At 57.9% G+C, this 16361-nt stretch carries 13 protein-coding genes; 9 read left to right on the top strand and 4 right to left on the bottom strand.

The features are described from left to right. The first annotated feature begins 3 nt into the window (after positions 1-3). Entirely contained in the window at positions 4-3171 is a 3168-nt protein-coding gene (locus QWI16_RS16740; protein ID WP_302714893.1) for a hypothetical protein, read from the top strand. A 284-nt stretch (positions 3172-3455) separates the two neighbouring features. Here the strand turns inward: QWI16_RS16740 and QWI16_RS16735 are convergent, their stop codons facing one another. After that, entirely contained in the window at positions 3456-3992 is a 537-nt protein-coding gene (locus QWI16_RS16735) for a Crp/Fnr family transcriptional regulator (protein ID WP_302714892.1), read from the bottom strand. 81 nt (positions 3993-4073) lie between these two features. On the opposite strand from QWI16_RS16735, the gene QWI16_RS16730 reads away from it, so the two are divergent. The 3 genes from QWI16_RS16730 to QWI16_RS16720 all read left to right on the top strand — a co-directional run bounded on the left by QWI16_RS16730 (position 4074) and on the right by QWI16_RS16720 (position 7783). Then, positions 4074-4823, top strand: coding sequence for an SDR family oxidoreductase (locus QWI16_RS16730; RefSeq protein ID WP_302714889.1), 750 nt, complete (start codon positions 4074-4076; stop codon positions 4821-4823). Between the two features lie 25 nt (positions 4824-4848). Next, positions 4849-5526, top strand: coding sequence for a TVP38/TMEM64 family protein (locus QWI16_RS16725; RefSeq protein WP_302714887.1), 678 nt, complete (start codon positions 4849-4851; stop codon positions 5524-5526). 196 nt (positions 5527-5722) lie between these two features. Continuing rightward, complete coding sequence (locus QWI16_RS16720; protein ID WP_302714885.1) at positions 5723-7783, top strand: TonB-dependent receptor family protein; 2061 nt, start codon at positions 5723-5725, stop codon at positions 7781-7783. Between the two features lie 33 nt (positions 7784-7816). Here QWI16_RS16720 and QWI16_RS16715 read toward each other — a convergent pair whose 3' ends face one another. After that, complete coding sequence (locus QWI16_RS16715) at positions 7817-8356, bottom strand: hypothetical protein (protein ID WP_302714883.1); 540 nt, start codon at positions 8354-8356, stop codon at positions 7817-7819. A 123-nt stretch (positions 8357-8479) separates the two neighbouring features. Then, positions 8480-8989 carry a hypothetical protein gene (locus QWI16_RS16710; RefSeq protein ID WP_302714881.1) on the bottom strand — a complete coding sequence of 170 codons (510 nt, stop codon included), beginning with the start codon at positions 8987-8989 and terminating at the stop codon, positions 8480-8482. A 307-nt stretch (positions 8990-9296) separates the two neighbouring features. Between QWI16_RS16710 and QWI16_RS16705 the strand changes: the two genes are divergently transcribed. The 5 genes from QWI16_RS16705 to QWI16_RS16685 all read left to right on the top strand — a co-directional run bounded on the left by QWI16_RS16705 (position 9297) and on the right by QWI16_RS16685 (position 15741). Next, complete coding sequence (locus QWI16_RS16705; protein WP_302714879.1) at positions 9297-9950, top strand: paraquat-inducible protein A; 654 nt, start codon at positions 9297-9299, stop codon at positions 9948-9950. Further along, on the top strand, positions 9937-10548 hold the full coding sequence (locus tag QWI16_RS16700; protein WP_370659938.1) for a paraquat-inducible protein A: 612 nt from the start codon (positions 9937-9939) through the stop codon (positions 10546-10548). Before QWI16_RS16705 ends, QWI16_RS16700 begins: the two co-directional genes overlap by 14 nt. Beyond that, positions 10545-12893, top strand: coding sequence for a PqiB family protein (locus QWI16_RS16695; RefSeq protein ID WP_302714877.1), 2349 nt, complete (start codon positions 10545-10547; stop codon positions 12891-12893). Before QWI16_RS16700 ends, QWI16_RS16695 begins: the two co-directional genes overlap by 4 nt. A 183-nt stretch (positions 12894-13076) precedes the next feature. Then, positions 13077-13565, top strand: coding sequence for a (2Fe-2S)-binding protein (locus tag QWI16_RS16690; RefSeq protein WP_302714876.1), 489 nt, complete (start codon positions 13077-13079; stop codon positions 13563-13565). Further along, a complete protein-coding gene (locus QWI16_RS16685) occupies positions 13552-15741 on the top strand; it encodes a xanthine dehydrogenase family protein molybdopterin-binding subunit (protein ID WP_302714875.1) in 2190 nt (729 codons plus the stop codon). Before QWI16_RS16690 ends, QWI16_RS16685 begins: the two co-directional genes overlap by 14 nt. A 29-nt stretch (positions 15742-15770) precedes the next feature. Here QWI16_RS16685 and QWI16_RS16680 read toward each other — a convergent pair whose 3' ends face one another. Further along, positions 15771-16358, bottom strand: a complete 588-nt coding sequence (locus tag QWI16_RS16680; protein WP_302714873.1) for a nucleotidyltransferase family protein — start codon at positions 16356-16358, stop codon at positions 15771-15773. Between the last annotated feature and the right edge of the window lie 3 nt (positions 16359-16361).

The raw sequence follows: 16361 nt of genomic DNA, 5'->3' as shown, positions 1-16361 counted from the left end.
CTTATGAAACCTGTTCACTGCCTTATTTTTTGCCTCGCGCTCGCCGCCTGCAGTGGTGACGAAGAGGCGTCCAACGCCGACACACAAATCACCAGCAACGCCCAACTCGCCAAGACACAGACGGCGGCTAGCGGTTACACCAACACCGGCGAAACCATCCCCAAGCCAGTGTTTCAGCAGGGCGACACGCCCAGCACTCCCCATGCCGACGGTTCGACAGCGGCACAAGGGTTTGTGGACTTTTTTAACAAAACCTATTTAACCGATGAGCAAGCGATCCCCTTGCTGGGAAAACAGGATGTGGTCTGGTTTCCGCCACAGCGCGCCGGCGACACCTCTTTGGAATTGGTCGCCCGACTCACTCAGGGCAAAACCGAGAATTGCGACTCGCCGGACAGCTACCCCATTTACTGCGAAAACGACTTTTCCACTGGCGAGTTTTGCCAGTCCTGCCACGACAGTGCGCTGTTTGTAGAGGGCGGCGGCCTGCCACAAATGAGTTATTTCTCTGAGGCCTATTCCAAAGAAAAGCACGACGTCTGGCTCGCCAACTGGTCGCAATACGGCGACTGGAATACCAGCATCATGCGCCTGGCCACACGCGACCCCATCTGGCAGGCGCAAATTGAAACCGAAACCAACCGCCACCCCTATGCCGACCCGGCGGTGATCCAGGATGTGTGCTTTAGCTGCCACGGTGAAATGGGCGAGCGCCAGCTCAAGTTTGACCACGGTATGGATCAAACCTACTGCACCGATTTGTTCTACGCCACCATTCCCGGTTACCTACCCAGTGAAGGGCGCGGCAAACCCTACCCCTTTAGCGGCGTGTGTGAGCCCATTGAAGGCAAACCCATCGCCGAGCACCAGGCGCTTTATGCCAAATACGGCTCTCTCGCGCGAGATGGCATCTCCTGCGAAACCTGCCACCGCATTGGCCCGGAAGGTAAAGCCGGCCAGTGGAGCGGCACCGACTTTGAAGTGTTCTACGGCCCCAAAGACAAATACCAGGTCGCCCAGCGGCAAACCGAAAACCCGGTGCCGCTGGAGTACGAGTTTACCGCCACCTTTGATTACGACATGGATAATGTCCTCACGCCGGACACGCTCGCCTCGCTCGATGCGCAGCCGATGAAAAACGATGACAACCTGGAAATCGCCCACGCTTACAATCAGAAAGACGGTCTCAGTTATCTGCGCCAGTCGGTGATCTGTGGCACCTGCCATGTACTCATCGTGCCCGAGATTCCCACGGCGTTTAAGCCGGGCGCACCTCTGCCCGATGCGAGCCAATACCCTTACTACAAAAAGCCCGAGGCTTGTACCGGCGACAGTTTTGCCCCGGCCACCAACGGCAAATACGGCAACCCGGTCACCGACCCCTGTGTGGCGCTCGGCTATGAACAGGCCACCTATCTGGAGTGGATCAACAGCAGCTTTGCCAGCGAAGAAGACAACGAGCATACCTGCCAGGGGTGCCATATGCCGCTGGTGACTGACCCAGACAACCCGAGCGATCACACGGCGATCATGGCCCAGTCCACACCGGGGCTGTCACCCAAGGACTATCGCCGCCACCGCCTGATGGGTATCAATCTGCCAGTGTTGGAAATGTTTGTGCAATTCCCCGATGTGCTGGGGGTTGCCACGGTGGACGATACCGTACCTCCGGAAGGGGTCGCCGCCAATGGTAAAGAGGCGCCGTTTATTCAAAACTATTTGCTCAACGGGCAAATGGCGATTATTCAACAGGCCACCAGTCAGGCCAACGGTAACGGTTTGCAGAAAGACAGCACCACCCCCGACCCTCAGGCCGCCGCCGAAATTACCATTGACGGCCTTATCGTGGATGAGCAACACCTCACGGCGGATCTCAGCGTCACCAACAACACCGGGCATAAATTCCCCTCGGGCGCGGGATTTCGCCGCGCGTTTCTCAAGTTTGAAGTACTCGATAACGCAGGCAGTGTGGTCTGGGTATCCGGGCAAACCAACCCTTACGGTGCGATTTGCCAGGGCCCCTGCGTCAAAGGCAGCGATGGCACCTACAACTTGTTGGCAAGCGAAGTCACCGGCGGCGACCCGAAAAAGCTGCAGCCTCATCATCAGCTCATCACCAGCAACTCACAGGTGCAAATTTACGAAGTGCAGGCAGTGGACGATACAGGTACGCTCACGTCGCGCACACTGTCGCTCTTCTTCGATGCCAAAGACAACCGGCTTCTGCCCAAAGGCTTTACCCTGCCCAGCACGCTCGGCTGCGACACCAACCCCGATGCCGGCAGAAGTATTTTTGGCCTCAAACAGTGTTCGGCCGCCTATGCCACCGAACCGCAACGCGACCCGCTGACCGTCGGCAGTGCCATTGCCAGCGATGCGCACTACAGTGATCCGGCGCTTGCCGGCAGCGATACCATTCGCTACCAGATTCCCCGCTCTGCTATTGGCGGCACGCCCGAGTCCATCCGCGTTACCATGGAGTACCAGACCATACCACCGGCGTTTTTGGCGGCACGCTTTAGCGACGGCCACGTAACGGGCAGCGGATTTTTGCCCGCCACGGAGCGCGCCATTTATCTCACCAGCCACCTCAACATGGATCTGCCGCTGAAAAGCGAGCACCCGGATAATACCGACCTGCAGTTTTCCCAAAACTGGACCAGCAGCCTCTATCAGGCGAGTGCTACTGTCGGCGCGGCGCAGACGGTGCAATGCAAAGTGTTCAATGATGGCTACAGCAATATCACCGCCGCCAGTGATGCCATTTACCTCAACAGCGGCAGCGCTGCCTGCGTGCCCGATGGCACCGGCAAAGGCAATTGCCGCAAGTGGTTTGGCCGCTGCACCACCAGTGCTGGCGAGGCTGTAAATCTCAAGGTCTTTAACGCCGGAGGCGCCAATGCGACAGCCGCCTCTGATGCCGTCTACGCCCCCCAGCCCAACCAGGCCTGCGTGCCCGATGGCAGCAGTCGGGGCAACTGCCGCAGTCAGTTTGGTATGGCGCATGCGAGCAGCGGCGCCGCGGTATCTTGCCGCCTGTTCAACGACGGTTACACCGACATCACCGGCCCGGCCGAGAGTTTTGTCTTTGCCAGCAACGGCAGAATCTGTATGGCCAATAACGCGTCGGTTTGTCGCAAGTGGTTCGGGCGCTGCCAGGTGTCAGAGTAAAATCGCCAGCAGCGTCTCCTGACGAGGCGCTGCTGAATGCTCCGCGAGCACTACCCCACGCGTTACGCGCGTCTCCCCATCAACTCGCATCGCCATAAAGTCGTCATTGTGCTCTCTTGTACCAATACCTTGAGAAAATAGTTGGATTTCATGCGAATGCACCGGAGAGCGGGTGACTCGTCTAGGGACAAGAGCTTATATTCCCAAACGTAGTGGCATCCCGGACAGACGATCTTACTTTGAAATATGCTGTTAAAAATCGATACACACTGTAGATTTTACGCTCATCCGCAACGTTTTTTGATGCGGCTTAACGCCACTGGCGTAACCCCCAAATAGCGCGCCATGTCACTTTGGGTAATGCGGTCAATTAATTGTGGCGCCTGAGCCAAAAAACGTTGGTAGCGCTGCTCCGCACTGAGGCTCAGAAACTCAAATTCTCGCTGCTCCTTTTTCATGGCGAGCGCCAGAAGTTGCTGAATAACGTCATTCGCCAGTGGGTGGGATTGGGCCGCTTTGTCGACCAAAAGAGAGAATGGCAGGCGCAGCAGTTGGCTGGCTTCCAACGCCACCAAACTAAACGAGCAACCGGCCTGATTCACCACTGAGTTCAAACTGCCAATCATATTGCCCTCGGCAACAAACGACTTGATACTCTCTTTACCCTCGCTGGACACGTAGTAGGCCTTGAGCAGCCCGGTTTGAACAAAATAAATATGGCCATCGTCATCGCCTTGGCAAAATATAGACTCATGACGCTGAAAGCTCTGCTGCTGGCCATACATTGTCAGCAATTTCGCTAAGTGATTGTCAGTATTCATTGTTAACCTGGGTTAATGCCCGTTGAGTATGAATGGGTTAGGCTGGCTGCACATTTGAGTATGCCACGCAGCGAGCCCAAAATGACCGCCAATGCACCAATACTGCACAACAAAACGATTGTTATCAGCGGTGGTACATCCGGCATTGGCTACCAGCTGGTGAAGCTGCTGGCCCCTCACAATCAACTGGTGGTCATTGCCAGGCCAGGCCCGAGGCTCGACGCCTTGGCCACCGATTATGCCACTGTCCACACCTATGGGGCGGACCTCGCCGATACCAGCCAGTACGAACCAGTGGTCGATCTGATCATGAAAGAGCACCCGAGTATTGATGTTCTCATTAACAACGCGGCGGTCCAGTACCCTGCCACCCTACTGGATAAAGCATTCAGCCTTGAATCCATCAGCCAAGAAGTCAACCTGAACTTTACCGCAGTGTGTGCTCTAACCGCCCTGTTTCTACCGTCACTATTAAAGGCCCGGCATGGCGGGCTGATCGTTAACATGAACTCGGGCCTGGCTCTGGCACCCAAAACTGGCTCGGCGGTTTACTGCGCCAGCAAGGCGGCTATGAACAGCTTTTCACAAAGCTTGCGTTACCAGCTGGAGGGCACTCGGGCGAGTGTTGTGCAGGTGTTTTTACCGCTGGTGGACACTCCAATGACCCAGGGCCGAGGCGGTGGCAAAATCAGCGCCGAGCGCGCAGCCTGCGACATATTGGATGCTATCGGCAAAGGCCGCGCTACCGTTAACATTGGCAAGGTTAAGGCCCTGCGCGTATTATTCGCGATCGCGCCCTTCCTGGCCCGTAGAATTCTTAAATCAGGCTAGACAAAATCCACAAGAAATCACAACGATGAAACCACTTCTGAAAGTCATGATGGTGCTTGCATTGGCTTTTGCCAGCACCTTTTTGTTATTGACCCTGACAGGTGTGTTAACCCTTGAGAAAATTCAAGGCTGGCTGGAAGCGGCTCGCAGCGTTAACCCCTGGCTGCTCGCCGCATTAGTGGTGGCTTTGCTGTTTTCGGATATTGTAATTGCCGTACCCACCTTATCCGTCATGATGCTTTCCGGGTATTTTCTGGGAGCACTCACAGGCACCTTAGCCTCGTTTACCGGGCTGCTGTTGGCTGGCAGCGCCGGGTACTGGGCGAGCAAACGGTACGGAAACATTTTGCTTTTTCGTTTGGTGCAGGAACCACAGCAGCGGTCTGAGGCGATAAACACCTTTCAGCGGCACGGCCCGGTGGTGATCTTGCTGTCGCGCGCGTTACCCATGCTACCGGAAGTTTCGGCGTGTTTGGCAGGACTGACGGGCATGAAATTTTTACGGTTTTTGGGGTTGTGGATTATCAGCATTTTGCCGTACTCAGCACTTGCCAACTACTCCGGCTCGGTCAGCAGCCTGCAAAATCCAATGCCCGCCATTTACACGGCCATTGGACTGTGTGGGTTTTTCTGGGGAAGCTGGTTTTTATTTCATCGCGCCAAGTCGCGAGAAAGGCGCCTGCAAACCCAAGATTTGGGCTAGCACTCCTCTCACAACCTCATCGAAGCGGGCGGTTCCACACAATGCCGGCACGCCCGGGGCCTGCGCGTGTCTTATCTTTAGATAGTCACTGAGCCTATAAGGCTGTGACAATCTGTCGCATTCTGAAACCCCATCGAATGTAGTAAGTTCGGCCCGCCTCGCACAACAAAGATCAACATAACTCAGGACTCTACCCATGCGATTTCACGGGCCCAAGCAATTTGTTGCCGTAAGCTGTCTTTCTTTGCCTCTCAGCGCCCTGGCCGCTGACAATGACTCCAATACTGTTGAAACCATTTTAGTGGAAGGCAGACAGTACAAGCTTGAGCTTGAAAAAGAGCGGGATCAGAACCCCGGCGGGGTAACTCTGATTGACAGTGACGACCTGTACGAGCGCAACGTTACCACTATGGCCGATATGCTTCGCTATGTGCCCGGCCTTTGGGTCGCCAGCGGCTCGACCGGTGACTCGACCTTTTTCTCCAGCCGAGGCTCTAACCTCGATGCCACCAACTACGATGGCAACGGCATCAAGTTACTGCAAGATGGCCTGCCCATTACCGCGGCCGATGGCAACAACCACAACCGCAATATCGATCCATTGAGCACACGCTACGCCGTGATCGCTCGCGGTGCCAATGCACTGACCTATGGTGCCAGCACCCTTGGCGGCGCGATCAATGTGATCAGCCCCACGGCACGGGACACCAAATCGCAGGTCTACCTGAACGGCGGCAGCCATGGCCAGCTGCAAGGTCGGGTGACAGCTGGCGCCGTGACCGGTGACGTCGATGGCCTGATCACCCTTGAGGCTAAGCAGTGGGATGGCTTTCGCGAGCACCAGCAACAGAACCGCGAAAGCTTGTACGCCAACGCCGGCTGGAAACTCAGCGATGCGCTGCAGACGCGGTTCTACCTCACCTATGTGGATAACAATCAAGAGTTGCCCGGCGCCCTCACGCGCGCGCAGTTTGATGAAGACCCCTATCAAGCGCAACCAGCCGCCCAAGTGGGGCACTACCAATACGATGTAGAGAGCTGGCGGGCGGCCAACAAGACGATCTGGGATCTCAGTGAAAATGCCAGCCTCACGGTGGGGTTTTCCTATGAGGAGCAGGCCCTCTATCACCCGATTGTCTACAGCCCATTCTTTAGCTTGCTGATTGATACCGACCAAAATAACTTTGGCTCGTCTGTGCGCTACAACCTGCGCACCGGTGACCATGATCTGCTTTTGGGCCTGGATTACGGGCAAACCACGGTCAAGGGCGGCAACTACAGCCACGAGGCCGGCCACAGACAAGACTTGATGACGCGTGTCGACAACGAGGCCGACAGCCTGGAGCTGTTTGTCGTTGATCGCTGGCAACTGAGCCCCAGCTGGAAACTGGTGTACGGTGTGCAGGGGGTACTGGCAAACCGCGAAGTCAGAAATACCACGGTGATGAACGGGGCGCTTTACAACCCCACTGCCGATTACGACAGCATTAACCCGCGGGTGGGCGCTATCTACCAACTCACCGAGAACACCGAGCTGTTTGCCAACCTCAGCAGCCTCTATGAGCCGCCTACCAACTATGAGCTGGAGGACGATACCAACCCGGATGACAAAGCGCTCAAGGCCATGCAAGGCGAAGTGCTGGAGCTTGGGAGCCGGGGCGACGCAAGTCTGGGGGCGGATAATCGCCTTTACTGGGAGCTTGCGGTTTACTACGGCCAGCTGGATGACGAGATTTTGTCTGTCGATGATCCCAATGCGCCCGGCACCAGCTTGTCGGCCAATGTCGATAGCACCATTCACGCGGGTGTCGAAGCACTGTTGGGAGCAAGCTTTGCACTGGGCGACAGCGGTGAGCACCGGCTGGAGCCTCTGGTCAATATCACTCTCAACGAGTTTAGCTTTGACGACGACCCGATTTACGGTAACAACGACCTACCGGTAGCCCCCGGCTACGCCATCAAAGCAGAGCTGATCTACCGTCACGCCAGCGGTTTTTTTGCCGGTCCTACAGTTGACCTGATTGACGATCGCTACGCCGACTTCAGCAACACCTACAGTGTCGATGGCTATACCCTGCTCGGGCTGCGCGCCGGCTTTCGTGGCCAGTCGTGGGAGGTATACGCCGATGCCAGAAACCTCACCGATGAGGAGTATGTGTCCTTGTTCAGTGTGAGAAACGCCGCCAGTATTAACGATGGCATATTGCAGGCAGGCGAACCCCGCTCCTTTTATGCCGGTGTTAAAATCGAGTTCTGACCATTGCCGCTGGCAGCAGTGGTCAGCGGGGGTTTACTGAAAGGTGCAAATGTCTTTGGGGAGAAGCGTCGGGATAATACCGAACTGCACGGTATCTTTGGTGCAGGTTTTATCCTCCGGCGCATCTTTGCACAACACATCGCCTGGGTTTAAATTGTCGTTACCGACAAAACACCAGGCGTGCCCTCCGGTAATGGTCCGTTTGCATGCATGATAGGTGGTACCTAACCAGTGTTTGCACACCGCAAAGCTGAAGGTATTCGATCCGCTTTTTAGCACCTTGGCCGGGGTCTCTGCCTCGCACTTTTCCAAAGCCGCTGCGCTTCTTTCTTTCACAGCGCTGAGCACTGTGAAATTACCCGACAGGTATACGTCTTGTTCCTCAGCACTGGCTTCTTGCGTCAGCACCTGCGCCATACAGCCGCATCGCTGCTCAGCTGCAGCGGCGGTTGCCCCCAAGCCCTGCTGATGATTCCGGCACGATTGCTGAAAATTTGCATGAAAATTCGCCGGCTCTTCAGCAATAACGTTCATTGCGTACAAAGCGGCTAGCAACACAATCATTGTTCTCATAACTTAGCTCCCTGATCCATGAGTCGAGCGGGGAGCATAGCCCATTCGGAGGCGTGCCACTAACCTCTAAATAGGGGGTATTTGCTGATTTGATACGTTATTGCAACGACAAGCGACGGATTCCTAGTACATTTCCACTTCCAGCCGGCGATATTCACACTTGCTCACACCGCACACCTCGCCAAAAAAATACAGCGTTTGCGGAACCTGGTAGATCAGCTCGTAGAGATCCACCACGGGGGCATCTTCGCAGTAAGCGGTAAAATCCGTGTTGTACTGGCACAGGGCATAGCCTTCAAGGTTGCAGCTCTCACCGGGGCCGCAGGCAGCGTCGTATAACGTGATGCTGTCTTCGATGTAGGGCGTGTCGCTCACGCTTAGGTAGAACGAATAGGGCTTGGCGCGCTGCGCCTGCCAAAAAATTTCAAACAACCCGGCGTCAACGTAGGGGTCTATCGCCAGGGTTTCATTGGGCGAATAGCCACTGTCCACGCCAAAGCTATCGATCATGGCAAAATCGTTGATGCCCTGGGGCGGCGGTGGCGGCGGGCTGGTGTGAACGTGCGTTTCATCGCCACAGCCACCCAGCAGCAGCGCTATGCCCAACAATACCGGTGCGTATGCGTATTTCATAAGCCATCTCCAGCAAAACCCAACAGTGACAGAGTAGACCCTCGCGGCTGAACACTGACTGAATAATAGTTCGATGCACGATTAAGAAGACTACCGCCTAGTCGCCCAGAGGATGGCGACGGTGAAATGGACCAGGACAATCTGCGTTATTGCCGGATTAGTAGCGAAGCGTCGCTCGTTGCCGGCGCTTGAGTTTTGGGCGTAAAAGCCTTAGCGTTGGCAGGCTTGTGCGCGCGTTTTTACCATTGTTCAGCTACAGCACACAGCCCTACCACCACAGGTGCCCTGGAGGGATGACCGGTTCACTATGCAAGCAACGGAACTTACACCGGCAAGTCATGGCGTCTGCCCGCCTGCTACGCACTTATCGGCCTGCCTAGAATGCGATCAGCTGCTGGATATACCGGACGATCAACCACGCCCGCGCTGCCCGCGCTGTGGCGCCGCCCAGGCCCCTTTCCAACCGTTCGATCCAACTCGGCCTCTGGCACTGGCACTGGCTGCCCTGATCCTGGCCATACCGGCCAACCTCTACCCGCAAATGGCGTTTAGCCTGCTGGGCCGGCCCAATGCCTATACCCTGGCCGGCGGCGCCTGGCACTTGATTGATGTCGGCTTTTGGTGGGTCGGCGCGCTGGTATTGGTGTGCACCCTGGTGGCCCCACTGGTACTGCTGAGTTTGATCATCGGCACTTGTCTGGCGTGGAAGCTGCATCTGCCCTCAAGCTGGATTGCCAGCGGTCTCAAGCTCTACCATCAAGTGGCCAGCTGGGTGATGCTGGATGTGTATTTGCTGGCGGTAATTGTCTCGGTAGTGAAACTCAAAGATATGGGAAGTTTTGAATTGACCACGGGCTTTTTCTGCTTTGTGCTTATGCTGGTATTGCTGTCGGTGGCCATGGTGAGCTTTAACACCGAGCGCTTTTGGGATTTGTGGGAGGCGCGCCGTGCGGGCCATTGATCGCGGCCTGTGCCGCTGCCATGTGTGCGGCAAGCTGGCGCGCCACCCAGGAGACGGCTCTTACCTGTGTCCGCGCTGCCACACGCCCCTGCACCCGCGCATCCCCTATTCGGTGTCGCGCGCCTGGGCGTTTACCCTGACCGCGCTGATCGTGTTTGTGCCGGCCAATGTGTTTCCAATTATGACCGTGCGCAAGATTGATAACACCATTCCCAGCACGATCCTCGCCGGCGTGATTGATCTGGCCCGCAACGATATGCTGCCCATTGCCATAGTGGTGTTTATCGCCAGTATTGCCGTGCCCGTGTTCAAGCTGGTCGGTATTATGTTTTTGCTGTTTACCGTGCAGCGCGGGCGGCCCATCAACGCCGCCCAGGCCACCAACATGTACCGGTTTATCGACCTCATCGGTCGCTGGTCCATGCTGGATTTGTTTGTTATTTCCATACTGGTTACCCTTGTCAGCTTTGGCCAGTTTGCCAGTATCGAGGCCAACATCGGCGCCTCCGCCTTTGCCGGTGTGGTGGTGCTGACGCTACTGGCCGCCGAAAGTTTTGACCCCAGGCTGATCTGGGACCTTCAGGAACCCACACCATGAGTGAGAACAACCCCACTGTGAGCGACGCCCTGCCCACCGCCAGCGTTAACCGCCGCCGGGGCATTTCGGCTGTGTGGCTGCTGCCGCTGTTCGCTGTACTGCTCGGCGGCTGGCTGGCCTACAAGCACTTTACCGAGGCCGGTGTGAGCATTGTGGTGGTGTTTCCTACCGGTGAGGGCGTAGAGGCCGGCAAGACCGAAGTGCGTTACAAAGGCATTAAAGTCGGCACCGTCAGTGAGTTAAACGTACAGCCCGACTTGCAGAGCGTGGCGGCGCAAATCACCCTGAGCAAACAGGCCGAGGCGGCACTGCGCGACGACACCCAGTTCTGGCTGGTCAAACCCGAGCTCTCTTTGGGCGGCGTGCAGGGGCTGGACACGCTGGTTTCCGGTAATTACATTGCCATGCGCCCCGGTCAGAGCCAACGCACCCAATATGTATTTAAAGCGCTGGACGAGCCACCGCCGCCGGAGCCCGCCGAGGGCGATTTGAAAATACGCCTCACCGCACCCGATGTCGGCTCGCTGCACGCGGGCTCGCCCATTCATTACCGCAAGCTGCGGGTGGGCGAAATTGTCGACTACACCTTGAGCGACGACAACAGCGAAGTCATTTTTCAGGGCCATATTGAAGCCGAATACGCGGATCTGGTGAGCGAGAATTCACGCTTTTGGAACAGCAGCGGCGTCTCCATCACCGGCGATCTCAACAGCATTGAAGTGAACACCGATTCGCTGGCCTCGATTATCCTCGGCGGTGTTTCCTTCGATACACCACCGGGCACAGCACCCGGTGATCCGGCGCGCAGCAACCACCCTTTTACCCTCTATCCCTCTTACGCCGAGGCGGACACCGGCATTGAAATCACGATTGAATTTGCCACCGCCGAGGGGCTCAAAGCCAACCACACCGAGATACGCTACAAGGGTTTGACCGCCGGTAAGCTCATCAAACTGGACATGAAGCCCGACTACACCGGCATCACCGCCACCGCCAGCATCAACCCTCTGGCCGATGTGCAGCTCAACGACTCGACGGTTTTCTGGATGGCCACGCCAACGATTTCCCTGTCGCGTATCTCTGGGCTGTCGACCCTGCTCACCGGCACACACATTGAAATGGACTTTTCCCGCGAAGGCGAGCGCGAGCCCCAGCAGGAGTTTGTCGCTCTGGTGGAGCCACCGGCACCGAGCAAAGACGAGCCGGGCCTGTACATTGAGCTGACCGCCGAGGGACTTGAAGGGATCACCCGGTCCAGCGAGGTGTATTACCGCAACGTCAGCATCGGCAAGGTGGTGGATTACCGCCTGACCGACGACCACTCACAGGTCGTGATGGACGTGCACATCCTACCCAAGTTCACGCCCCTCATTACCCGCGAGGCGCGCTTTTATCAAAACAGCGGCATCGACATCAGCGCCGATTTAAACGGCGTGAACATCAACACCGAATCCCTCTCCAGTATTCTGCGCGGCGGCATTGGCCTGCACCTGACGGACGAGGCCAAGCGAGCGCCGGCGGCCGACAACGAGGCGCGCTATATACTCCACCCATCGCTCGAAGAGGCAACGGACAAAGGCCCCGTCATTACCGTGCATTTTGCCGACGGCGATGGCCTGCGCACCGGCGCCGATTTGCGCTACCTGGGCGTCACCATCGGCACGGTAGAGCAAATTACCCTCAACCACCCCACCCCCGGCGTTACCGCGCACATCACCCTGCAACCGGCGGCACGTGGGCTGGTGGTAGAGGGCACCCAATTCTGGCGGGTCAAACCCGACATCAGCCTCAAAGGTGCGAGTAACCTGGGCACGCTGATTTTCGGCCAGTACATCGCCCTCGAACCCGGCAGTGGCGAGCAGATGCATTACGAGTTTACCGGCCGCGACACACCGCCGGAGGACTACCTCAGCGCCAACGGTCTGAGCTTGACGCTGCGCGCGCCCTCACTCGCCTCACTCAAAGAGGGGCGCTCGGTGTTTTACCGCGAAATTCCCATCGGCGAGGTGACGGGCTTTGAGCTGGCCGACAATGCCAAGCACGTGAATATTTACTTGCACATCGACCCTTACTACGCACCGCTGGTGAAAACCAACACAGTTTTCTGGAATGCCACCGGCATCGACTTTGACTTTGGCTGGTTCTCCGGCGCCCAGCTCAGAACCGGTTCGGTGCAGTCGTTGATTGCCGGGGGTATCGCCTTGGCCACGCCTGACTTACCGGGCGAGGACGTCAGCGATGGCACCGTGTTTGATTTGCACGACTCGCCTCGAAAAGAGTGGTACCAGTGGGCTCCCGCCATTCCCCTCAGAGCCACGCCGGCAACGGCCGAATCAGCGCCTTAGCAAAAATTAACGGCCTCGCACTACTTATCCTCAAGGCTATACTGAGACACTATAGCCTTGGGGCGAAACCCGGCCGATTCTCAGGCCGCTCCTGGCACCTATCAGCCAGTCCCGGCCCGTATAACCAATAAAGCAAAACATCCGACAATCGTAGACAGCCAGCAACCGTGGAGAGCCATACACATGAAGCTCAATATCAATGGCGAAACGAAAGAGGTAGAGGTAGAGGCGGATACCCCACTGCTGTGGGTCATCCGGGAACAATTGGGTATGACCGGCACCAAATACGGCTGCGGCATGTCCATCTGCGGGGCCTGCACCGTTCATATTGACGGCGTTGCCCAGCGCTCGTGCGTCCTGCCAGTCAGCGCCGTGCGCGAGGACCAGAAAATCACCACCATTGAAGGCCTCGGTGTGCAACAGTTTCACCCGGTGCAGGAAGTCTGGGCCGAGCTGGACGTACCCCAATGTGGCTACTGCCAATCGGGCATGATCATGGCCGCCTCGTCGCTGCTGGCGCGCAACGCCAACCCCAGTGACGAGGATATCCGCCGCGAAATCACCAACATCTGCCGCTGCGGCACCTACCCTCGGGTAATTGAGGGCATTAAAACCGCCGCCAAACGTCTCGCCGCTGCAGGCGATCAAGGAGGCCGCGATGCAAACGCCTGATACCGATACCCTGGAACAACCGGTCAACCCATCGCGCCGCAGCTTTCTCAAGGGCAGCAGCATCGCCGCCGGCGCCTTTGTTTTCGGCTTTTCGTTTCCCTTTGCCAAAAGCGCACTGGCCGGCGAAGCGGCCGCACCCGAGGTCAACGCCTGGGTGGTGGTGCAACCCGATGACACCGTGCTGATCCGCATCGCCCGCATTGAAATGGGCCAGGGCTCTCTCACGGGCCTGGCTCAATTGGTGGCCGAAGAGCTCGAGTGCGACTGGGACAAAGTCCACTTTGAGCTGGTTAAACCCGGTGCCAACCAAGCGCGCGATAATGTATGGAAAAGCCAGGCCACCGGCGGCTCCACCGCCATTCGCGGCTCCCATGAATACCTGCGCCAGGGCGGCGCCGCCGCACGCCATATGCTGGTGGCGGCTGCGGCTAACCAGTGGCAAGTTCCCGCCAGTGAGTGCCAGGTGGATAAAGGCGTGATTACGCACAAACCCACGGGTAAAACCACCACCTACGGCGCGGTAGCCACGGCCGCCAACGACATTACGCCACCGGAAAAGATCACTTTAAAAGACCCCTCCGAGTGGAAGATTGCCGGCAAGGCGGTCAAGCGACTGGACACCAAAGAGAAAGTCGACGGCTCCATGATCTACACCACGGACTTCACCCTGCCCGGCATGCTCATCGCTGTACCCAAGGCCTGCCCGGTACATGGCGGCACGCTCAAGAGCTTTGATGCCAAGGCCGTGCAGGATATGCCCGGCGTGAAGCACGTGGTGCAACTGGACGACAACGCCGTCGCCGTGGTCGCCGATACCTTCTGGCGCGCCAAAAAGGCGCTGGACGCCCTGCCCATTGAATGGAACCTGGGCCCCAATGCCAGCGTATCCAGTGCCAGCATTGCCGAGAAGCTGCGCGAGGGGCTGAGCGCGACAACCGATTATGTCGGTAACAAAGTCGGCGACGCGCCCAGCGCGCTGGCCAAGGCCGAGAAGGTCATTGAGGCAGACTACAGCTACCCCTACCAGAACCACGCCCCCATGGAGACCATGAGCGCGGTGGTGCGCTGGCGCAAAAACGGCTGCGAAATGTGGGGCGCCACCCAGGTACCCGAGTCGGCGCTGGCGGCGCTGGCCGAAGCCGCCGAGCTGCCGCAGGAGGTGTGCGAAGTGCACACCATGCGCATCGGCGGCAGCTTTGGCCGCCGCCTGGCCACCGACTATGTGCGCCAGGCGGCGCTGGTGGCCAAGGCGTTTCCCGATACGCCTATCAAACTGCTCTGGACCCGCGAAGAGGACATGCTTCAGGGCCATTTTCACCCAGTTACCCAGTGCCGCATGCGCGCCTCCATGGATGCAAACGGCGAGCTGCAGGCCCTGCATATGCGTATTGCGGGGCAGTCTATTCTCGCTCATGTGAACCCCAAAGGCATTGGCGAGAAAGGCGACCCGGTAATGTACCAAGGGCTCGACCCCGAGGGCGATATGGCCATCGGCTACAGTGTGCCCAACTTGCTGGTGGATCAGGTGATGGTCAACCCGCACATCCGCCCGGGCTTTTGGCGCGGCGTGAACCTGAACCAAAACGCACTGTACCTGGAGTGTTTTATCGACGAGCTGGCCCACGCCGCCGGGCAAGACCCACTGGCGTTTCGCCGCAAGCTCATGGCCAAGCACCCCAAACACCTGGCGGTGCTGGAGGCGGCAGCCAAGGGCATCGGTTGGGACAAAAAGCCCGCCCAAGGCATCCACCGGGGCATCGCCCAGGTTAAAGGTTTTGGCAGCTACGTGGCGGCCGCCGCCGAGGTCTCGGTAACCGACGGCAAGTTGAAAATTCACCGCATCGTCGCCGCCACCGACCCGGGCTACGCCATCAACCCGCAGCAAATTGAGGCTCAGGTGGCGGGCTCTTTTGTCTACGGCTTATCGCCCATGCTCTCCAGCGAATGCACAGTCAAGGACGGGCGTATCGAGCAGGAGAACTTTCACACCTACCAGGTAATGCAGTTGCGCGATATGCCCGAAGTTGAAGTGATTACCATGCCCTCAGGCGGCTTCTGGGGCGGCGTCGGTGAACCCACCATTGCCGTGGCGGCACCGGCCGTGCTCAACGCCATTTTCGCCGCGACCGGCAAGCGCATTCGCAACATTCCCATCAAAAATACAGATCTGAGCTAAACCCTGGCGGCCCCGCTGCGGGGCCGCGCTCAGTGATCCCAGCCAAGAAGCTTTAGATCTTCCGGCGTATCCGCATCTGTACACACACCGGCATCACTCACTGCGATTTCCCGGTAGTACTCCCGGTAACGCTCTATCACTGCCCGCGCGCCATTATCACCATCGAGCCTGGCCAGTTCGGCCCAAAAGTCGCGACCAAAAAGCACCGGGTGGCCCTGCTGGCCGAGGTATATCGGCCGGACTATGGCCCTGCGGCCGGCCTGGGCGCACAACGCCTGCAGCGTCTTAACGCTCAGTAAAGGCATATCGCCGAGCACCACGGCAGCGCTGTGACACTCGCTCAGTTGCTCATCGGCCAAAAGTGCCGCAAAGCCATCTCCCATACTTGCGCCCTGCCCTTGTGCCGCCCGCGCGCTAGCCACCACGGGGGTGTTTTCTGGCAGACCGAGGGCGCTGGGCTGATCGTCATCGCGCAGCACCAAACGCCATTGAGAGAAGCAGTCAACCACGGAGGAAAGACTAGCAGCAAGCAGCGTCTTGCCATTGGCGAGCCGGGCGGCGCGCTTGTCCTGCTTACCGAAGCGGCGCGAATAGCCGGCCGCTACGACCAGCGCCACAAC

The organism is Gilvimarinus algae, from assembly GCF_030518215.1.
In the GTDB taxonomy this organism is placed as follows: Bacteria; Pseudomonadota; Gammaproteobacteria; order Pseudomonadales; family Cellvibrionaceae; genus Gilvimarinus; species Gilvimarinus algae.
This window is presented reverse-complemented; position numbering and strand designations above follow the sequence as displayed.

Excerpts from the sequence above, each read along its gene's own strand:
- QWI16_RS16740 (WP_302714893.1), top strand. The coding sequence starts at position 4 with ATGAAACCTGTTCACTGCCTTATTTTTTGCCTCGCGCTCGCCGCCTGC.
- QWI16_RS16735 (WP_302714892.1), bottom strand. The coding sequence starts at position 3,992 with ATGAATACTGACAATCACTTAGCGAAATTGCTGACAATGTATGGCCAG.
- QWI16_RS16730 (WP_302714889.1), top strand. The coding sequence starts at position 4,074 with ATGACCGCCAATGCACCAATACTGCACAACAAAACGATTGTTATCAGC.
- QWI16_RS16725 (WP_302714887.1), top strand. The coding sequence starts at position 4,849 with ATGAAACCACTTCTGAAAGTCATGATGGTGCTTGCATTGGCTTTTGCC.
- QWI16_RS16720 (WP_302714885.1), top strand. The coding sequence starts at position 5,723 with ATGCGATTTCACGGGCCCAAGCAATTTGTTGCCGTAAGCTGTCTTTCT.
- QWI16_RS16715 (WP_302714883.1), bottom strand. The coding sequence starts at position 8,356 with ATGAGAACAATGATTGTGTTGCTAGCCGCTTTGTACGCAATGAACGTT.
- QWI16_RS16710 (WP_302714881.1), bottom strand. The coding sequence starts at position 8,989 with ATGAAATACGCATACGCACCGGTATTGTTGGGCATAGCGCTGCTGCTG.
- QWI16_RS16705 (WP_302714879.1), top strand. The coding sequence starts at position 9,297 with ATGCAAGCAACGGAACTTACACCGGCAAGTCATGGCGTCTGCCCGCCT.
- QWI16_RS16695 (WP_302714877.1), top strand. The coding sequence starts at position 10,545 with ATGAGTGAGAACAACCCCACTGTGAGCGACGCCCTGCCCACCGCCAGC.
- QWI16_RS16690 (WP_302714876.1), top strand. The coding sequence starts at position 13,077 with ATGAAGCTCAATATCAATGGCGAAACGAAAGAGGTAGAGGTAGAGGCG.
- QWI16_RS16685 (WP_302714875.1), top strand. The coding sequence starts at position 13,552 with ATGCAAACGCCTGATACCGATACCCTGGAACAACCGGTCAACCCATCG.